This window comes from Peribacillus sp. GL_122 (genome assembly GCF_057835005.1).
Map to the genome: position 1 here is coordinate 1,618,687 of NZ_CM174415.1, position 18,156 is coordinate 1,636,842.

At 43.7% G+C, this 18,156-nt stretch carries 15 protein-coding genes; 14 read left to right on the top strand and 1 reads right to left on the bottom strand.

Annotation, left to right across the window (positions count from 1 at the left end; genetic code table 11):
• The first annotated feature begins 149 nt into the window (after positions 1–149).
• The 8 genes from AC3ISB_RS07915 to pyrE are packed head-to-tail and all read left to right on the top strand — an operon-like array spanning position 150 to position 9,653.
• Complete coding sequence (locus tag AC3ISB_RS07915; protein WP_098371382.1) at positions 150–1,085, top strand: aspartate carbamoyltransferase catalytic subunit; 936 nt, start codon at positions 150–152, stop codon at positions 1,083–1,085.
• Entirely contained in the window at positions 1,048–2,334 is a 1,287-nt protein-coding gene (gene pyrC / locus AC3ISB_RS07920) for a dihydroorotase (protein WP_098371066.1), read from the top strand. Before AC3ISB_RS07915 ends, pyrC begins: the two co-directional genes overlap by 38 nt.
• Positions 2,331–3,437: a carbamoyl phosphate synthase small subunit gene (locus AC3ISB_RS07925; protein WP_053534348.1), complete on the top strand. Its 1,107-nt coding sequence runs from the start codon at positions 2,331–2,333 to the stop codon at positions 3,435–3,437. Before pyrC ends, AC3ISB_RS07925 begins: the two co-directional genes overlap by 4 nt.
• Positions 3,416–6,622 carry a carbamoyl-phosphate synthase large subunit gene (gene carB / locus AC3ISB_RS07930; protein WP_480339143.1) on the top strand — a complete coding sequence of 1,069 codons (3,207 nt, stop codon included), beginning with the start codon at positions 3,416–3,418 and terminating at the stop codon, positions 6,620–6,622. The genes AC3ISB_RS07925 and carB overlap by 22 nt, the downstream gene beginning before the upstream one ends.
• Complete coding sequence (locus tag AC3ISB_RS07935; protein WP_098371063.1) at positions 6,619–7,398, top strand: dihydroorotate dehydrogenase electron transfer subunit; 780 nt, start codon at positions 6,619–6,621, stop codon at positions 7,396–7,398. Before carB ends, AC3ISB_RS07935 begins: the two co-directional genes overlap by 4 nt.
• Positions 7,395–8,336 (top strand): dihydroorotate dehydrogenase, encoded by a 942-nt coding sequence (locus tag AC3ISB_RS07940; RefSeq protein ID WP_480339142.1) that lies wholly within the window; start codon positions 7,395–7,397, stop codon positions 8,334–8,336. Before AC3ISB_RS07935 ends, AC3ISB_RS07940 begins: the two co-directional genes overlap by 4 nt.
• Positions 8,308–9,024, top strand: a complete 717-nt coding sequence (gene pyrF / locus AC3ISB_RS07945; RefSeq protein WP_480339141.1) for an orotidine-5'-phosphate decarboxylase — start codon at positions 8,308–8,310, stop codon at positions 9,022–9,024. The genes AC3ISB_RS07940 and pyrF overlap by 29 nt, the downstream gene beginning before the upstream one ends.
• Positions 9,018–9,653: an orotate phosphoribosyltransferase gene (gene pyrE / locus AC3ISB_RS07950; protein WP_480339140.1), complete on the top strand. Its 636-nt coding sequence runs from the start codon at positions 9,018–9,020 to the stop codon at positions 9,651–9,653. Before pyrF ends, pyrE begins: the two co-directional genes overlap by 7 nt.
• A 53-nt stretch (positions 9,654–9,706) precedes the next feature.
• Here pyrE and AC3ISB_RS07955 read toward each other — a convergent pair whose 3' ends face one another.
• Complete coding sequence (locus AC3ISB_RS07955; RefSeq protein ID WP_480339139.1) at positions 9,707–11,428, bottom strand: Rqc2 family fibronectin-binding protein; 1,722 nt, start codon at positions 11,426–11,428, stop codon at positions 9,707–9,709.
• Between the two features lie 399 nt (positions 11,429–11,827).
• On the opposite strand from AC3ISB_RS07955, the gene AC3ISB_RS07960 reads away from it, so the two are divergent.
• The 6 genes from AC3ISB_RS07960 to coaBC all read left to right on the top strand — a co-directional run bounded on the left by AC3ISB_RS07960 (position 11,828) and on the right by coaBC (position 18,154).
• Positions 11,828–14,506 (top strand): calcium-translocating P-type ATPase, SERCA-type, encoded by a 2,679-nt coding sequence (locus tag AC3ISB_RS07960; protein WP_141992229.1) that lies wholly within the window; start codon positions 11,828–11,830, stop codon positions 14,504–14,506.
• Positions 14,507–14,661: 155 nt separating this feature from the next.
• Complete coding sequence (locus tag AC3ISB_RS07965; RefSeq protein ID WP_480339138.1) at positions 14,662–15,537, top strand: YicC/YloC family endoribonuclease; 876 nt, start codon at positions 14,662–14,664, stop codon at positions 15,535–15,537.
• A gap of 53 nt (positions 15,538–15,590) precedes the next feature.
• A complete protein-coding gene (gene remA, locus AC3ISB_RS07970) occupies positions 15,591–15,854 on the top strand; it encodes an extracellular matrix/biofilm regulator RemA (RefSeq protein ID WP_034313813.1) in 264 nt (87 codons plus the stop codon).
• A gap of 10 nt (positions 15,855–15,864) precedes the next feature.
• On the top strand, positions 15,865–16,479 hold the full coding sequence (gene gmk, locus AC3ISB_RS07975) for a guanylate kinase (protein WP_034313809.1): 615 nt from the start codon (positions 15,865–15,867) through the stop codon (positions 16,477–16,479).
• 3 nt (positions 16,480–16,482) lie between these two features.
• Positions 16,483–16,686 (top strand): DNA-directed RNA polymerase subunit omega, encoded by a 204-nt coding sequence (gene rpoZ / locus AC3ISB_RS07980; protein WP_034313807.1) that lies wholly within the window; start codon positions 16,483–16,485, stop codon positions 16,684–16,686.
• A gap of 259 nt (positions 16,687–16,945) precedes the next feature.
• The gene (coaBC, locus tag AC3ISB_RS07985) at positions 16,946–18,154 is read left to right on the top strand and encodes a bifunctional phosphopantothenoylcysteine decarboxylase/phosphopantothenate--cysteine ligase CoaBC (RefSeq protein ID WP_489275982.1); all 1,209 of its coding nucleotides are present in this window, start codon (positions 16,946–16,948) and stop codon (positions 18,152–18,154) included.
• Positions 18,155–18,156 lie beyond the last annotated feature (2 nt).

Consider the following 18,156-nt stretch of genomic DNA (forward strand, 5'->3'; position numbering starts at 1 on the left):
GAGGCTTAAAAGGGTGTTGCTGTAAAGAATGAGAACGGGATAAAGTGTAAACCATTCCGTGTCCTCACACTCTTTATGACCTACACCCTGTCCTTAATGGCGGGGTATTTTTTATGCCTCGCATCACAAATGTGAAAGGAGCAGGATCGATGAAAAAATTATTGACCATGAATGAATTGACTTTAACTGATATTGAAAAAATTTTACATGAGGCAGAGTGTTTTGCCAACGGATCTAGCTGGAATCCAAAGCAGCAGACCACAGTTGCCAATCTCTTCTTTGAACCAAGTACACGTACAAAATCAAGCTTTGAAATGGCTGAAAGAAAATTGGGACTAGAGGTCATTCCTTTTGATGCGGGTACATCATCCGTGTTAAAAGGTGAAACCTTATATGACACTGTTAAAACGTTAGAAGCAATAGGTGTAAATGCCTTGATCATCCGTCATGAACAGGATAATTATTTTGACGAATTGAATGAGAAGATCGGGATTCCAATAATCAATGCAGGTGATGGCTGCGGAAATCATCCAACCCAATCATTACTGGACTTATTGACGATAAAACAAGAGTTTAAAAGTTTCAAAGGTCTGAAGATTTCCATAATCGGTGATGTGAGGCATAGTCGAGTTGCGAAATCGAATGCAGAAGCATTAACTCGTTTAGGAGCGAATGTCGTATTTTCGGGTCCGCCTGAATGGTTTGACAGAACAAACAGTTTAGGAAGGTATGAAGACATCGACCATGCGGTAGCTACCTCGGATGTGGTCATGCTGCTCAGAATACAGCATGAAAGGCATATTGAAAAATACGATCAGGCAAATGGAGATTATCTGGAAAGTTTCGGCCTGACCAAACAACGTGAAAAAAATATGAAACCGGGTGCGATCATCATGCATCCTGCACCAATAAACCGCGGTGTTGAAATAGACAGTGATTTAGTCGAATGCAGCCGCTCAAGAATTTTTAAACAAATGGAGAATGGCGTGTTCATTAGAATGGCCGTATTAAAAAATGTGCTTGACCAATCCGAAGGGGGAAACATTCATGAAAACAGTAATCAAAAATGGAGTATTGCTAGATAATCAAAACTCATTCAAAAAAGCGGACATTGAAATGGAAGGCAAGGTAATCACAAAGATCGGCGAGAACTTGGCAACGGAAAATTGTAAAGTAGTTGACGCTGAAGGGTTACTTATTACATCAGGTTTCATTGACCTGCATGTCCATTTACGCGAACCGGGCGGTGAACATAAAGAAACAATCGCAAGTGGAACGCTTGCAGCGGCAAGAGGCGGTTTCACTACGGTAGCGGCAATGCCTAATACAAGGCCAGTTCCCGATACAGTGGAAAACCTTGAAGCGCTAAACAGGAAAATTGAAGAAACGGCTCATGTCAGGGTACTCCCATATGCATCCATTACGATTAGGGAAGCAGGCAAGGAGTTGACCGACTTTTCTTCATTAAAACAAACGGGTGCTTTCGCCTTTACGGACGATGGCGTGGGAATTCAAGAAGCAGGGATGATGCTGGAAGCGATGAAAAGGGCAGCCGCTCAAGATATGGCCATAGTTGCTCATTGTGAAGACAATAGCTTAATCAATAAAGGCTCCGTCCACGAAGGAAGATTCTCAAAAGAACAGGGAATCAATGGAATTCCGTCAGTATGTGAAGCTGTACATATTGCCCGGGATATCCTCCTTGCTGAAGCGGCGGATTGCCATTATCACGTTTGCCATATTTCCACGAAGGAATCGGTAAGGACGGTAAGGGATGCCAAACGCGCCGGTATCCGCGTCACAGCCGAAGTTACACCGCATCACTTATTATTGTGTGAAGATGATATACCGGGACTTGATACGAATTATAAAATGAACCCGCCATTGAGGGGCCGTGAAGATCGGGATGCATTAATAGAAGGACTGCTTGACGGAACCATCGATTTTATAGCAACTGACCATGCCCCGCATGCGGCAGAGGAAAAAGCGCAGGGAATGCAGCTGGCTCCTTTCGGAATAGTAGGATTGGAAACGGCCTTCCCACTGCTTTACACCGAATTGGTTAAAAAGGGCGTCATTACATTAAAGCAATTGATCGATTTCATGACAATCAAACCATCTGAAAGTTTCTCCCTTCCTTATGGAGAGCTAAAGGAGGGTGCTATCGCGGATATCGTGCTCATCGATTTGGAAACAGAAAAAGAAATTAATGCTGAAGAGTTTGCTTCAAAAGGAAAAAATACACCTTTCAATGAAAAGAAATGTTATGGCTGGCCAGTCATGACGATTGCGGAAGGAAAAATAGCTTGGGAAAAAGGACGTGTTCAAGGATGAAAAGACAGCTAATTTTAGAAGACGGGACAGTATTCCTTGGGGAAGCATTCGGAGGGGACGTAGAAAAAATAGGTGAAGTCGTTTTTAACACAGGAATGACAGGGTACCAGGAGATTCTATCCGATCCATCCTATTGCGGTCAAATCGTTACACTTACGTATCCATTAATCGGGAACTACGGGATAAACCGCGATGACTTTGAATCCATCAATCCAGCGATAGCAGGATTCGTCGTTAAGGAAACAGCAGAACTTCCTTCCAACTGGCGAAACCAACTATCACTAGATGAATATCTGAAAATGAAGAACATACCTGGAATAAGCGGAATCGATACGAGAAAGCTGACAAGAATCATCAGGAAATCAGGTGCACTAAAAGGGGCGCTTTGCAATATCAATAAAGATGCAAATGAAGTGGTTTCCCAATTGAAGGCAACGGTGATTCCTTCTAATCAGGTAAAACAGGTTTCAACAAAAGCACCTTATTCCAGCCCGGGCAGAGGCCCGCGGGTTGTTCTTGTAGACTACGGCATGAAGCATGGGATTTTACGTGAGTTGACGAAGCGCGGCTGTGATGTCGTGGTTGTGCCTTATAACGTCACGGCCGAAGAAGTAATGCAATACCATCCGGATGGCGTAATGCTTTCAAACGGCCCTGGAGATCCGAAAAGTGTTCATGAGACGCTCGAAATGATCCGTACAATCCAAACGCAAGTACCGTTATTCGGAATCTGTTTAGGACATCAATTATTCGCACTTGCAAACGGGGCGGATACGGCAAAATTAAAATTCGGCCATCGAGGTTCGAATCATCCGGTTAGGGACCTTCGTACCGGAAAGGTATCCATCACATCTCAAAATCATGGATATACAGTTGAAGAGCTTTCCATTGAAAGTACAGATCTTATTGTGACACATACAGCATTGAATGACGATACGATTGAAGGCCTGCGCCATAAAAAGTATCCGGCTTTCACCGTACAATATCACCCGGAAGCATCACCAGGTCCGGAAGATGCCAACTACTTATTCAATGAATTCTTACAAATGATTGAAGCTGCAACCAACAAGGGGGAAAAAACATGCCAAAACGCAATGATATAAAAAGCATCCTAGTAATTGGTTCCGGTCCGATCGTCATCGGACAGGCCGCCGAGTTCGATTATGCAGGAACCCAAGCGTGTATAGCCTTAAAAGAAGAAGGCTACCGAGTGATCCTGATTAACTCTAACCCTGCGACAATCATGACAGACACTGAAATGGCTGACGCGGTTTATATCGAACCGATCACATTGGAATTTGTCAGCAAAATCATTCGTAAAGAGCGCCCGGATGCACTGTTACCTACCTTGGGCGGACAGACTGGCTTGAACATGGCAGTTGAGCTTGCCGAATCAGGAATTCTGGAAGAATGCAATGTCCAAATTCTTGGGACCAAACTTTCGGCTATACAACAAGCGGAAGACCGTGACCTTTTCCGTACGCTAATGAACGATCTGGGGGAACCAGTGCCTGACAGCGACATTATTCATAACCTGGAAGAAGCTTATACATTCGTTGAACGAGTCGGCTACCCAGTCATTGTTCGTCCTGCCTTCACGCTTGGCGGAACAGGTGGTGGGATTTGTGATAACGAAGAGCAGCTGATCGAGATTGTTGAGGGTGGCCTGAAAAGCAGCCCGGTACACCAATGTCTGCTTGAGAAGAGCATTGCCGGTTTCAAAGAAGTGGAATATGAAGTGATGCGTGATTCAAATGATAATGCGATAGTCGTTTGTAATATGGAAAACTTCGATCCTGTCGGTGTCCATACAGGCGATTCAATTGTTGCCGCACCAAGCCAAACATTAAGTGACAGAGAGTACCAAATGCTTCGAAATACGTCTTTGAAGATTATCCGTGCCTTGAAGATAGAAGGTGGATGTAATGTTCAGCTGGCGCTAGATCCAAACAGCTATCAATATTATGTCATTGAAGTGAACCCAAGGGTCAGCCGTTCGTCGGCACTTGCTTCAAAAGCAACAGGATATCCAATTGCAAAGCTTGCAGCAAAGATAGCCGTTGGTTTGACGCTCGATGAAATGATGAACCCTGTCACTGGCAAAACCTATGCCAGCTTTGAACCGGCACTGGACTATGTCGTTACGAAAATTCCGCGCTGGCCTTTCGATAAGTTCGAAAGCGCCAACCGTAGGCTCGGGACCCAAATGAAGGCAACCGGAGAAGTCATGGCAATCGGCCGTACATTCGAGGAATCAATCTTAAAAGCTGTCCGTTCCCTTGAAGCGGGTATATACCATCTTAATTTGAATGACGAGTTTGAAGATGGAAAAATAGAGAAACGGATCCGAAAAGCGGGAGATGAACGGTTATTCTATATCGGTGAAGCGTTAAGAAGGGGAATAACGATCGAAACAATACACGAATGGAGCCAGATCGATTTATTCTTCTTGCATAAGTTGAAAAAGATTATCGACTTTGAAAAGCAGCTTAAAGAACATTCTTTTGATTGTGAAGTATTGCAAAAGGCTAAAGAACTAGGGTTTTCTGACAAAACGATTGCAGAAATATGGGGAGTTCCCGAAATTGACGTCTATGAGTACCGGAAACAGCAAGGAATCATCCCTGTTTACAAAATGGTTGATACATGTGCTGCGGAATTCGAATCGGAAACACCGTATTTTTATGGGACATACGAAGATGAGAATGAATCCATCGTTACTGACAAGAAAAGTGTCATTGTTCTGGGATCAGGCCCAATTAGAATCGGGCAAGGAGTAGAGTTTGATTATGCGACCGTACATTCGGTATGGGCCATTAAAGAAGCGGGATATGAAGCGATCATCATCAACAACAATCCCGAAACAGTTTCGACGGATTTCAGTATCTCCGACAAACTTTATTTCGAACCATTGACTATTGAAGATGTCATGCATGTCATCGATTTGGAAAAACCGGAAGGGGTCATCGTCCAGTTTGGTGGACAGACAGCAATCAACCTTGCAGATGGTCTTGTTGAAAGAGGAGTGAAGATCCTTGGTACTTCACTTGAAGACCTGGATAGGGCGGAAAATCGCAATAAATTCGAAAGAGCACTTAAGGATTTAGGCATCCCGCAGCCAAAGGGTAAAACCGCAACATCGGTTGATGAAGCGATCGTCATCGCTGAAGATATTGGTTACCCGGTTTTAGTAAGGCCATCGTATGTTCTCGGAGGAAGAGCGATGGAAATCGTCTATAAACAAGAAGAATTGCTGCATTACATGAAAAATGCCGTGAAAATAAATCCGGATCATCCTGTCCTGATAGACCGCTACTTAACGGGTAAGGAAATCGAAGTCGATGGAATTTCCGATGGCGAAACGGTCGTTATCCCTGGAATCATGGAGCATATCGAACGTGCAGGCGTCCATTCAGGTGATTCGATTGCAGTCTATCCGCCTCAAAATTTAACGGAAAAACAGAAAGAAGTAATCATCGATTATACGACCAGATTGGCAAAAGGTTTGAATATAATTGGTCTCTTGAACATTCAATATGTCATCAGCAATGAAGAAGTGTATGTGATTGAAGTAAATCCACGTTCAAGCCGAACCGTTCCATTCTTAAGTAAAATTACGAACGTGCCGATGGCTAACTTAGCCACGAAGGTCATCTTGGGCCACACGCTTGAAAGCCAAGGTTACAAATCGGGGTTAGTGCCAGAACAAACTGGAGTCTATGTGAAAGTGCCGGTCTTCTCTTTTGCGAAATTAAGAGGTGTGGACATCTCACTCGGACCTGAAATGAAATCGACTGGTGAAGTAATGGGGAAAGATAGCACTCTTGAAAAGGCTTTATACAAAGGGCTGGTCGCTTCCGGTTTCAAAATTAAGGGGCATGGTTCGGTGTTATTGACGATATCTGATAAAGATAAGCAAGAAGCGCTACTTTTAGCAAGACGTTTCCATAATATCGGTTTCAAGCTGATAGCCACCAGCGGAACCGCTGCCTTATTGAAGCAATCCGGCATCCCTACTGCGATTGTCGGTAAAATTGGCGAAGAAGGTACAAACCTGCTGGATGTTATCCGGAACGGGGAAGCACAATTTGTCATAAATACTTTGACAAAAGGTAAGCAGCCGGCCCGAGATGGTTTCAGAATCCGACGTGAATCGGTTGAAAATGGAGTGACATGCCTAACATCACTTGATACGGCAGAAGCTATTTTAAGAGTGATAGAATCCATGACTTTCTCGGCAGAAGCAATGGGAAAAACGGAAAAAAGTCGTGAGGTGAGCTATATATGATCAAGAAGGAAAGAATGAAGGTGTTAAATCATAAGGAACTGGCCCCATCCATTTTTGAACTTACTCTGCAAGGTGAATTGGTTTCAGAGATGAATCAGCCAGGCCAGTTTGTCCAAGTCAAGACAACAGATGGCACTGAGCCATTGTTAAGACGCCCGATTTCAATTTCTTCTTACAACAACAGTGAAAAACAGTTCACGATGATATACCGGGCTGAAGGTAAAGGAACGACGCTGTTATCACAGCGTAAAGAGGCGGAAGCGGTCGATATCCTTGGACCCCTTGGCAACGGATTTCCCGTTCATGAGGCCAAAAAGGGCGAAACGGCATTATTGGTTGGTGGCGGGATTGGGGTCCCGCCCCTGTATCAATTATCACGGATGTTGGTTGCGAAAGGTGTTAAGGTAATCCATGTATTGGGCTTCCAGACCAAGTCAGCCATCTTTTACGAAAAAGAATTCAGTGAATTAGGTGATACTTATATTGCCACGGTGGATGGTTCATATGGGACAAAAGGATTTGTTACGACTGTAATAGACAACCTGGAGCAAGAGTTTGCAACGATCTTTTCATGCGGGCCGACACCAATGTTAAAAGCGTTGGAAGCGGGCTATCGTGAGAAAAAGCTTTACCTGTCCCTTGAGGAAAGGATGGGGTGCGGCATCGGTGCATGCTTTGCCTGCGTGTGTCATACAGGGGATGATCCAACTGGTTTCAGTTATAAAAAGGTATGCAGTGATGGACCCGTATTCCGGGCAGGAGAGGTGGTATTATGAGCAGGCTTTCAGTTGAATTACCAGGATTAAACTTGAAAAACCCGGTCATTCCAGCATCTGGATGCTTTGGATTCGGCCGTGAATACAGTCAATTTTTCGACTTGGATATTCTTGGGGCGATCATGATCAAAGCGACCACTCCTGAGCCGAGGTTCGGTAACCCGACTCCGCGTGTTGCGGAAACCTCTTCGGGAATGCTGAACGCTATCGGTCTGCAGAATCCAGGTTTAGAAAAGGTCATCAGTGAAGAATTGGCCTGGCTAGGTGGATATGATGTTCCCATCATCGCCAACGTTGCCGGTTCGCAAATAGATGACTATGTAAAGGTAGCCAGTGAGATAAGTAAGGTGGGGAATGTAAAAGCACTTGAATTGAATATCTCTTGTCCGAATGTAAAAGAAGGTGGCATTGCTTTCGGTACGGTGCCGGAAGTTGCTAAAGAGGTGACCAAGGCGGTTAAGGAAGTGTCTTCCGTCCCTGTATATGTGAAGCTTTCACCGAATGTCAGTAATATTGTGGAAATGGCTAAAGCCGTAGAAGAAGGCGGTGCCGACGGTTTGACAATGATAAATACACTAGTCGGCATGCGATTGGATTTAAAAACTGGCAGACCGATCCTTTCTAACAGGACGGGTGGGTTATCTGGTCCTGCAATAAAACCTGTTGCGCTCCGGATGATTTATGAGGTAAGCCAGCAAGTGTCTATTCCGATCATCGGAATGGGCGGCATCGCTACAGCGGAAGACGTCATTGAATTTTTCTATGCGGGTGCAAGTGCCGTTGCGGTGGGAACCGCTAACTTCGTGGATCCCTTTGTATGCCCGACCATCATCGAAGAATTACCGAAATTGTTGGATGAGCTCGGATTTGACCATATTTCAGAATGTACCGGAAGGAGCTGGAAGCAGAATGAAGCAGTCACTAATTATCGCTCTTGATTTCCCTGACCTCATTCAAACAGAAGAATTCCTAAAACAGTTCCATTCGGAAAAACTGGCTGTAAAAGTGGGGATGGAATTATTTTATCAGAATGGTCCATCAATCGTTTCTTTCGTAAAGGAGCAAGGCCACGATGTGTTTTTGGACTTGAAGCTTCATGATATTCCAAATACCGTTAAAATGGCCATGACCGGATTGGCAGCTTTAGGCGCTGACATGGTCAATGTACATGCGGCAGGTGGACAAAAGATGATGGAAGCAGCCATGGAAGGTCTGGATAAGGGTACGTCCGCTGGTAAAAAACGTCCATTATGCATTGGGGTTACCCAACTGACGAGTACGTCACAAGAACAAATGAATGCTGAGCAAAACATTGCCGGGTCTCTGGAAGATTCGGTCCTCCATTATGCAAAACTTACTAGACAGGCAGGATTGGATGGCGTCGTCTGTTCCACCCATGAAGTAAAGAACATACATGAACGCATCGGTCATGAATTCTTAACGGTCACACCTGGAATCCGAAGTGCAGGTGGACAGGCGCATGATCAAAAGAGAATTGCCACGCCTGAACAGGCTAGGGATTTTGGAGCGGATGCCATCGTTGTAGGGAGAGCCATAACGGGGGCGGCAGATCCATTAAGGGCGTATTTGGATATGAAAGCAGCTTGGGAGGGAATATCATGTTAAATAATAAGATAGCTGAACATCTATTGGAAATAAAAGCAGTGTACCTACAGCCGAATGACCCCTTTACTTGGGCATCTGGAATTCAATCACCCATTTATTGTGACAACCGCTTAACCCTTTCATACCCAGAGGTTCGCAATGAAATAGCGGAAGGATTGAAAGGATTGATTGAACAGAATTTCCCTGAGGCTGAACTGATTGCAGGCACAGCAACTGCCGGCATTCCGCATGCAGCTTGGGTGAGTGAAAAATTAAATGCACCGATGTGCTATGTTCGATCCAAAGCCAAGGAGCACGGAAAGGGCAATCAAATCGAAGGCCGTGCTGTTCCAGGACAAAAAGTGGTGGTTGTGGAAGACTTGATTTCAACCGGCGGAAGTGTGATTACTGCTGTTAATGCACTGAAAGAAGCTGGCTGTGATGTTCTAGGAGTCGTTTCAATCTTTACTTACGAATTGGAAAAAGGAAAAGAAAAATTCGATGCTGAGGGCATTATTAACCATTCATTGAGTGACTACTCGACTTTGATAAAAGTCGCTAATGAAAAAGGGTACATCACAGCAGAAGAATTGAAAAAGCTAAAAAAATGGCGGGAGAATCCAGCTGATACGGCTTGGATTTCTGCATGAAAATAGAGGTGGCCCAATCACAAAGGATTGGGCCACCTCTATTTTTTTACCTTTCAATCCTTTACAGCTTCCTTTAAGCGTATGACAGTATCGGCATCAGGTGTAATATATACGGTCTGCTGCTGGTCGTAGATCACGAACCCGGGTTTGGAACCATTCGGTTTCTTAACATGGCGAACTTGTGTGAAGTCAACGGGCACTGAGCTCGATTGCTGTGCTTTACTGAAGAAAGCTGCTAATACGGCTGCCTCTTTTATCGTTTTTTCACTTGGCGATTCATTTCGAATCACAACATGTGAGCCAGGTATATCTTTGGTATGAAGCCATATTTCATCACGGCGTGCAAACTTATTCGTTAGATAATCATTTTGTTTATTATTCTTCCCGACAAAAATGAGATCTCCATCTGTAGCATAATATGTTTCAAGCTGCGGTTTTGCATTTGCAGGCTTTTTCATGCCTTTTTTCTTTTTTTGCCTAATGTATCCTTCTTCCTGAAGTTCTTCGCGAATCTCCTCTATATCTCTGGGTGAAGCTGATTGGAGCTGCTGATGCAAGGCCTCAAAGTAGGCCAATTCCAATTTTGTTTTTTCGATTTGTTCTTGGACGACTCCGACTGCATTTTTGGACTTTTGGTATCTGGAGAAGTACTTCTGTGCATTATCTGATGGATTTTTTAATGGGTCAAGCGGGATAGTGACCATACTTTGTTCTTCATCATAATAATTGACGACTTCTATTTCCTTCATGCCTTTTTTCATTTGATATAGATTAGCTGTAAGAAGCTCACCGAACAACTGATACTGTTCTCCGCGTTCCGTATCTTTTAATGTACGTTCGAGCTTCCCGATTTTTTTTGAGTTTTTTTCTATTTCATTAGTAATGAAACGTTCTACATCCTGGCTCTTTTGCTTAACCCGATCTCTTTCTGCCTTTCCGAAGTAATAGCGGTCGAGCATCTCGCTCAATGAAGGAAATGTACGTTGATTCCCATTCAGATGCTCTAGTGGAAGCATATAAAAAACTTCTTTATTTCCATCTTGTTTGATCATCGCAGTATAGTATTGCTCCGAGATTTCTTGGATAATCTTTAAAAAAGCTGATGGAAGGGTCGTGCCGTTGGCAAGTCCAGCCCGGTAAACGGCTTCCTTTGCAACTAATGGTGAAACTCCAGAAAAATGGGCAACAAGCTGTCGATCCAGCTTTCCTGCATTGAAGTCAATATTCTTCCTTATATCGTCCTCGGTAGCCTCGAATGGATTCTTCTTTTCTTGTGCGGGCGGGGCCAAATATTCCTGGCCAGGCAATATCGCCCGATAACTGTTAACGGCATGTGAAACATGCTTAATGCTGTCCAAAATCATATTTCGTTCTTTATCGACTAAAACAATGTTGCTGTGACGCCCCATGATTTCGATGATTAACTGCTTTTGAGAGACATCCCCAAGCTCATTGCGGCCCTTCACTTCAAAAATGATCATTCTATCAAGTCCATATTGATAAATATTTTCTATCGTATAGCCCTCGAGGTGCTTCCTAAGAAGCATACAGAACATGGGTGCCTCTTTGGGATTTTCATAACTCTCTTCGGTCATTTGCACCCTCGAATAACTTGGGTGGGCTGATAATAGGAGCTTATGGTTCTTACCTCCAGCACGAACAACCAGTATTACTTCATTTTTATAAGGCTGATGTACCTTATTGATTCGTCCACCTTTTAATAAAGAAGCGATTTCTTCCGTCATCGCTTTCGTGAATAATCCATCAAATGACATTCTATTTTTACTTCCTTTACATAAGATTTTCTAAGAACTCATTTTGGCTGCCCATTTTAGCTAATCCCAATTTTTTAGCGAACTGGGTGAAAAGCTGGAGTTGTTAGTTCAGGTAAATTGAATGGCTGCTTTTTTTGGTTCCAGAGATTAAATACAAATTTGGGTCCATTCATCATGATTAGCGGTCGTTCATTCATTAAATTATCCGGATCGTTCTTCTTTCCGCAATTCTGTTTAATTATAGCATTATTTTGGACGAGTCTGAATAATCATGGAAGAAGAGCAGGTTGTTTTATGTATCGGTAAGCAGGCAGGTGTTGGATGAGTAAAGCAAAAAGCGCCTGTTGAGATGTATACAGGAGCCTATTTCATTCTATTCAAAGGGATGTGTGATACTTGATGGAGTTCAAGGAAATGAATAATCAAGAAATGGAGAAAGCGCTTCAAACAAACGTTACACACGGTTTGGACGATGATGAAGTAAAGGACAGGCTGCGAAAGCATGGCTTTAACGAATTGAAGGAAGGAGAAAAACAGTCAGCCATTCTTTTATTTTTCGCCCAATTCAAAGATTTCATGGTCATAGTTTTACTTGCCGCGACCTTAGTCTCCGGGATATTGGGTGAATATATCGATGCGATTGCCATCATGGCGATTGTTTTTTTGAATGGATTACTTGGGTTTTTTCAAGAACGGAAGGCCGAGAAATCTCTGGATGCCCTAAAGGAAATGGCTGCGCCGCAAGTTAACATACTTCGGGATGGCCAGTGGCTGAAAGTCCCATCGAGAGAAGTCGTAGTAGGGGATATCCTGAAGTTTTCGAGTGGTGACCGAATTGGTGCCGATTTACGGATCATCGACCAGTCAAGCCTTGAAATAGAAGAGTCTGCACTTACCGGCGAGTCACTCCCGGCCGTTAAATGTTCTGATCCATTGATGAATGAGGTTGAAGGTATCGGTGATCAGGAAAATATGGCGTTTATGGGAACGATGGTAACAAGAGGAAATGGGGTAGGAATCGTAATCGCTACAGGAATGAATACGGCGATGGGCAAGATTGCGGATCTCCTGCAGACTGCAGAAACAAAAGAAACACCGCTTCAACGGAGGTTGGAGCAGCTAGGCAAAATTTTGATCGTCACGGCTTTAATATTAACTGTAATCGTGGTCCTGACTGGCGTCATTCAAGGGCATGATCTTTATACGATGTTTTTGGCCGGGGTATCTTTGGCTGTTGCGGCGATTCCTGAAGGCTTGCCAGCCATTGTGACCGTAGCATTGTCTTTGGGCGTTCAGCGTATGATCAAACAAAAAGCGATTGTCCGCAAGCTTCCTGCCGTAGAAACGCTTGGCTGCGCAACAGTGATTTGCTCAGATAAGACAGGTACACTGACACAAAACAAAATGACGGTGACGAAGGTCTGGAGTGGAGGGAAAACTTGGGATGTCGGCGGTACTGGTTATAATCCTGTCGGAGAGTTTTCCTTAGAGGGAGTTTCAGTTGCCCCGAAAAACCATAATGCCTTGCTTCAAATAATTACATTCGGCATGCTCTGTAATAAAGCCGAGTTAAAGGAGGATGGTAAACGATATATTTTGGACGGTGATCCGACAGAAGGGGCGATGTTGGTCACGGCAATGAAAGCGGGCTTGACGAGGGAACACTTGTCTAAGAGGTTTACGATAGTCAAGGAGTTTCCATTTGACTCGAGCCGCAAAATGATGAGTGTCATAGTGAAGGATGATAAAGATAATCATTTCGTCATCGTAAAAGGGGCCCCTGATGTATTGATCGCCCAGTCCGACACGATTCTTTGGGAAGGAAAGTCGGAAATATTGAATCAGAAGAGTAAGGAAAGGGTGCAACAGGACATGAATGAGCTTGCCTCTCAGGCACTTCGAATGATTGCTGTTGGTTATAAACCCCTTTCTAAAGGAACGATTTTGCTTCATGAAACCGAAGCTGAGCGCAATTTGACCTTCATGGGACTGCAAGGCATGATCGATCCCCCACGTCCGGAAGTGAAGCAGGCAGTTAAGGAATGCAGGGATGCCGGAATCAAAACTGTCATGATTACTGGCGACCATGTAATAACAGCAAAGGCAATAGCTAAAGAACTTGGTATTTTAAAAGGAAAAGACCGCGTACTAGAAGGACGGCAATTGGCCGACATGGAAGTAGGGGAACTTGAGGAAGTTGTTGAAAGTGTTTCGGTATTTGCCCGCGTTTCCCCGGAACATAAGTTGAAAATCGTAAAAGCCTTGCAAAATAAAGGACATGTCGTTGCAATGACAGGGGATGGTGTCAATGATGCCCCTGCGATAAAATCAGCGGATATTGGTATATCCATGGGTATCACGGGTACAGATGTCGCTAAGGAAGCTTCTTCCTTGATATTGGTTGACGACAATTTTGCCACAATTAAATCGGCCATCAAAGAAGGCAGGAATATTTACGAAAACATCAGGAAGTTCATCCGTTATCTGCTTGCTTCCAATGTTGGGGAGATTTTGGTCATGTTTTTTGCGATGCTATGTGCCTTGCCGTTACCTTTGATACCAATCCAGATCTTATTCGTGAACCTTGTTACCGACGGACTGCCTGCGATGGCATTGGGACTGGATTCCGCAGAAGAAGATGTAATGAAAAGAAATCCAAGAAATGCTAATGAAGGTGTTTTTGGAAGAGGGCTTGGCTGGAAGATCATCTCTCGTGGTTTTCTGATCGGGATTTCTACATTGATCGCATTTTATGTGGTATACCGTGCAAATCCGGATAATCTTGCTTATGCACAAACGATTGCGTTCGCTACCTTGGTCCTGGCTCAGCTAATACATGTATTCGATTGCCGAAGCGAACGTTCGATCTTCTCGAGAAATCCATTCGGTAACCTTTATCTAGTGGGGGCGGTACTGTCCTCCCTATTATTGATGGTAGCCGTCATGTATGTGCAGCCTCTACAAACAATCTTTCATACGGTACCGATTTCGGGAAGGGATTGGCTATTAGTTATAGGGATGGCATCCATTCCAACTTTTTTACTGGCTGGAACCTTTTTAGCAAGAAAAGCACAATGATATATGATATAATCTTTAAGGTGGTAGAGTCATGCTCTATTGCCTTTTTATTTTTGTAGTATTTTATTTGTGAGCTTAAGTTTTCGTGCTGTAGCTAATATATAATGAAAGTTAAAGGCCAAATTACTACATTATGTTTGATAGGATGTGGAACCATGGTTACCAGTATGACGGGCTATGGAAGAGAAGAAGCGGAAAACGAACAGGTCAAGGTTTTTGCCGAAATTAAGACCGTGAACCATCGTTTTTGTGAATATACGATTCGGATGCCGCGCCAGCTTTTGGTTTTGGAAGAAAAGGTAAAGAAGAAGGCGAATCAATACATAAGAAGGGGACGGGTGGAAATCTTCATCACAGTGGAAGGTGAGAGCCTGGTTTCCAAAAAGGTGAAGATCGATTGGAATCTTGCGGATCAGTATGTGGGTTTGATGGATGAAGTCAAGCGAAAGTACAATCTGGAAAGTTCCATTGCATTACAGGATATGCTGCAACTTGAATCGATTTTCATAACGGAAGAAGTACCTGCGGTTCCTGCCGATTTGGAATCCCTTTTAATGAAGGCCGTCACGGGGGCATTGGAAAATCTGAAAAAAATGCGGGATCTCGAAGGTCAGGAACTTGCCTCGGACATGAAACGCCAGCTGAAAAAGTTCGGTGAGATTGTAGCAGGAGTCAAAATGCATGCACCTTCAGTCGTCGAAAAATATAAAGCCCGATTGGAAATCAAACTGGCCGAGTTGACTGATGGTTTGATTGAAGATAGCCGTATTGTGACAGAAGCGGCCATTTTTGCTGATAAATGTGATATAAATGAAGAACTGACCAGACTCGATAGCCATTTACAGCAATTTTCAAGGACCCTTACCCATAGTGAACCAATTGGAAGGAAACTTGACTTCCTTGTCCAGGAAATGAATAGGGAAGTCAATACGATTGGATCAAAGGCAAATGATTCGGCCATTACGAAAGATGTGGTGGAAATGAAAAGTTTGCTTGAAAAATTAAAGGAACAGGTTCAAAATATCGAGTAGTCGGTTTATGATGAACCTAACAAGGTGACAATAGATATGAATGGGGGACAAAAATGTCAATTAAGCTCATTAATATTGGTTTTGGGAATATCGTTTCCGCGAACCGGATCGTATCCATCGTGAGCCCTGAATCGGCTCCGATAAAAAGGATCATCCAAGACGCCCGAGATCGCGGATCCTTAATAGATGCTACATATGGTAGAAGAACCAGGGCCGTTATAATTACAGACAGCGACCATGTTATCTTATCTGCCGTTCAACCGGAAACGGTTGCTGCACGGCTACAAGATAGAGATGACAGCGTAGAAGAGGGGTAACTGAAACAATATGAGAGAAAAAGGTTTATTAATCGTTTTGTCCGGACCATCCGGTGTTGGTAAAGGAACTGTTAGGAAGGCGATTTTTTCTCAGCCAGGAACGGCATTCGAATATTCAATTTCGATGACGACAAGGCTGCCTCGCCATGGTGAAGTGGACGGAGTGGACTATTTCTTCAAAAAACGCGAGGAATTCGAAGCACTGATCGAAGAAGGCAAATTACTGGAATATGCTGAGTTCGTCGGTAATTATTATGGAACACCCGTGGATTATGTCCGTGAAACAATCGATTCCGGAAAAGATGTATTTCTGGAAATAGAAGTTCAAGGAGCTAAACAAGTCCGGGAGAAGTTCCCTGAAGGACTTTTCATTTTCCTTGCTCCTCCGAGTTTGACTGAACTCGAAAGCCGCATCGTTACTCGCGGAACCGAGACGGAGGAAGCGATAAAAGGCCGGATGAAAGTGGCCAAGGAAGAAATAGAACTTATGGATCTGTACGATTATGTTGTTGAAAATGATCATGTGGATGCAGCATGTGCTAGAATTAATGCAATTGTAATTGCCGAGCATTGCCGTCGGGAAAGAGTTGCAGTTTTATATAAAAAAATGTTGGAGGCGGAATAAACCATGTTATATCCATCAATTGATTCTCTATTACTTAAAATCGATTCTAAATACTCACTTGTATCGGTGGCAGCTAAACGCGCCAGGGAAATGCAAATTAAAGATAATTGCCTTATTAAACCGGTTTCCCATAAATCGGTAGGTCGTGCCCTTGAAGAAATTCATTCCGGTAAATTGACTTATGATAATTCTTACGAGGAAAACTAAGAGAACACATAGCTTGACCTATCGGGCCTGACACCCTAAAGCAAACAGGAGCGTTACATTTGGAAAGTGCTTCCTTCCTGCGGCCAAGGTGTCAGGCCTGTTTGTTTTGATTTTTTTAAAAGTAACCAAAGTCATAGATGAAATCCTGAAAGATATGGAATGTTGGGGGAATCCATATGATATTGCGCATTTCAAATGAAATTTCTTCGGTTTTCCGTCATAATTAGAAAAAAAGAATGTATAGTTAGGGGAAATTTGCATGCTTATCGATAAAAAAGTACTTCTTTGTGTCACCGGCGGGATTGCTGTATATAAGGCTGCTGCCCTGACAAGTAAATTAACTCAGGAAGGTGCGCATGTAAAAGTGATCATGAGTGAATCGGCACGTAAGTTCGTGACGCCGCTCACCTTTCAGGCACTTTCGAGAAATGATGTTTATACAGATACTTTTGATGAGAAGGATTCTTCAGTCATTGCCCACATCGACTTGGCTGATTGGGCTGATATCATCCTATTGGCCCCAGCTACAGCCAATGTCATTGGCAAGGTGGCCAATGGAATCGCGGATGATATGATCACGACCACGCTACTGGCAACGGAAGCACCTGTTTGGGTTGCGCCGGCAATGAACGTGCACATGTACGCCCATCCAGCGGTTCAGAAAAATATGGAGACACTTCGGTCGTTCGGATATCAATTCATTGAACCGGGTGAAGGGTATTTGGCCTGCGGTTATGTAGGAAAAGGGCGATTGGAGGAACCGGAAACAATCGTGGAACATCTTAATCGATATTTCGGTGAACGCAAATCACAGAAACAGCCTCTTAAAGGAAAGAAATATTTGATAACGGCAGGACCGACTCGTGAAGCGATTGATCCGGTGCGTTACGTGACGAATCATTCCAGCGGCAAAATGGGCTATGCCCTAGCCGAAAAGGCAATTGAAATGGGTGCTGAAGTGACATTGATTACTGGCCCCGTGAACTTGACGCCACCTTTCAAGGCTAGAGTAATACCAGTGGAATCGGCAGCGGATATGTATGATGCGGTATTCGATCAGTTCGATTCCAGTGACGTCGTAATCATGACGGCTGCAGTGGCGGACTATAAACCAAAGATTTATCATGCTCAAAAGATGAAAAAGCAGCCAGGGGAAAATGTGATTGAATTTGAACGGACAAAGGATATCCTTAAGGAACTCGGTGAAAATAAAACTCATCAGATCTTGGTAGGTTTTGCGGCTGAAACGAACAACGTCGAAGAATACGCTAGAGGAAAATTAGTCAAAAAGAACGCAGATATGATCGTTGCCAATAATGTTACCGTCGCAGGGGCAGGATTTGGAACGGATACGAACATCGTGACCATTTACGATAAAGATGGAAGTGCGATCGAACTTCCAAAAATGAGTAAAGCGGATATAGCTAAAAGCATCCTGGCAGAAGTATCCCGCATGCAAAAGGAATGATG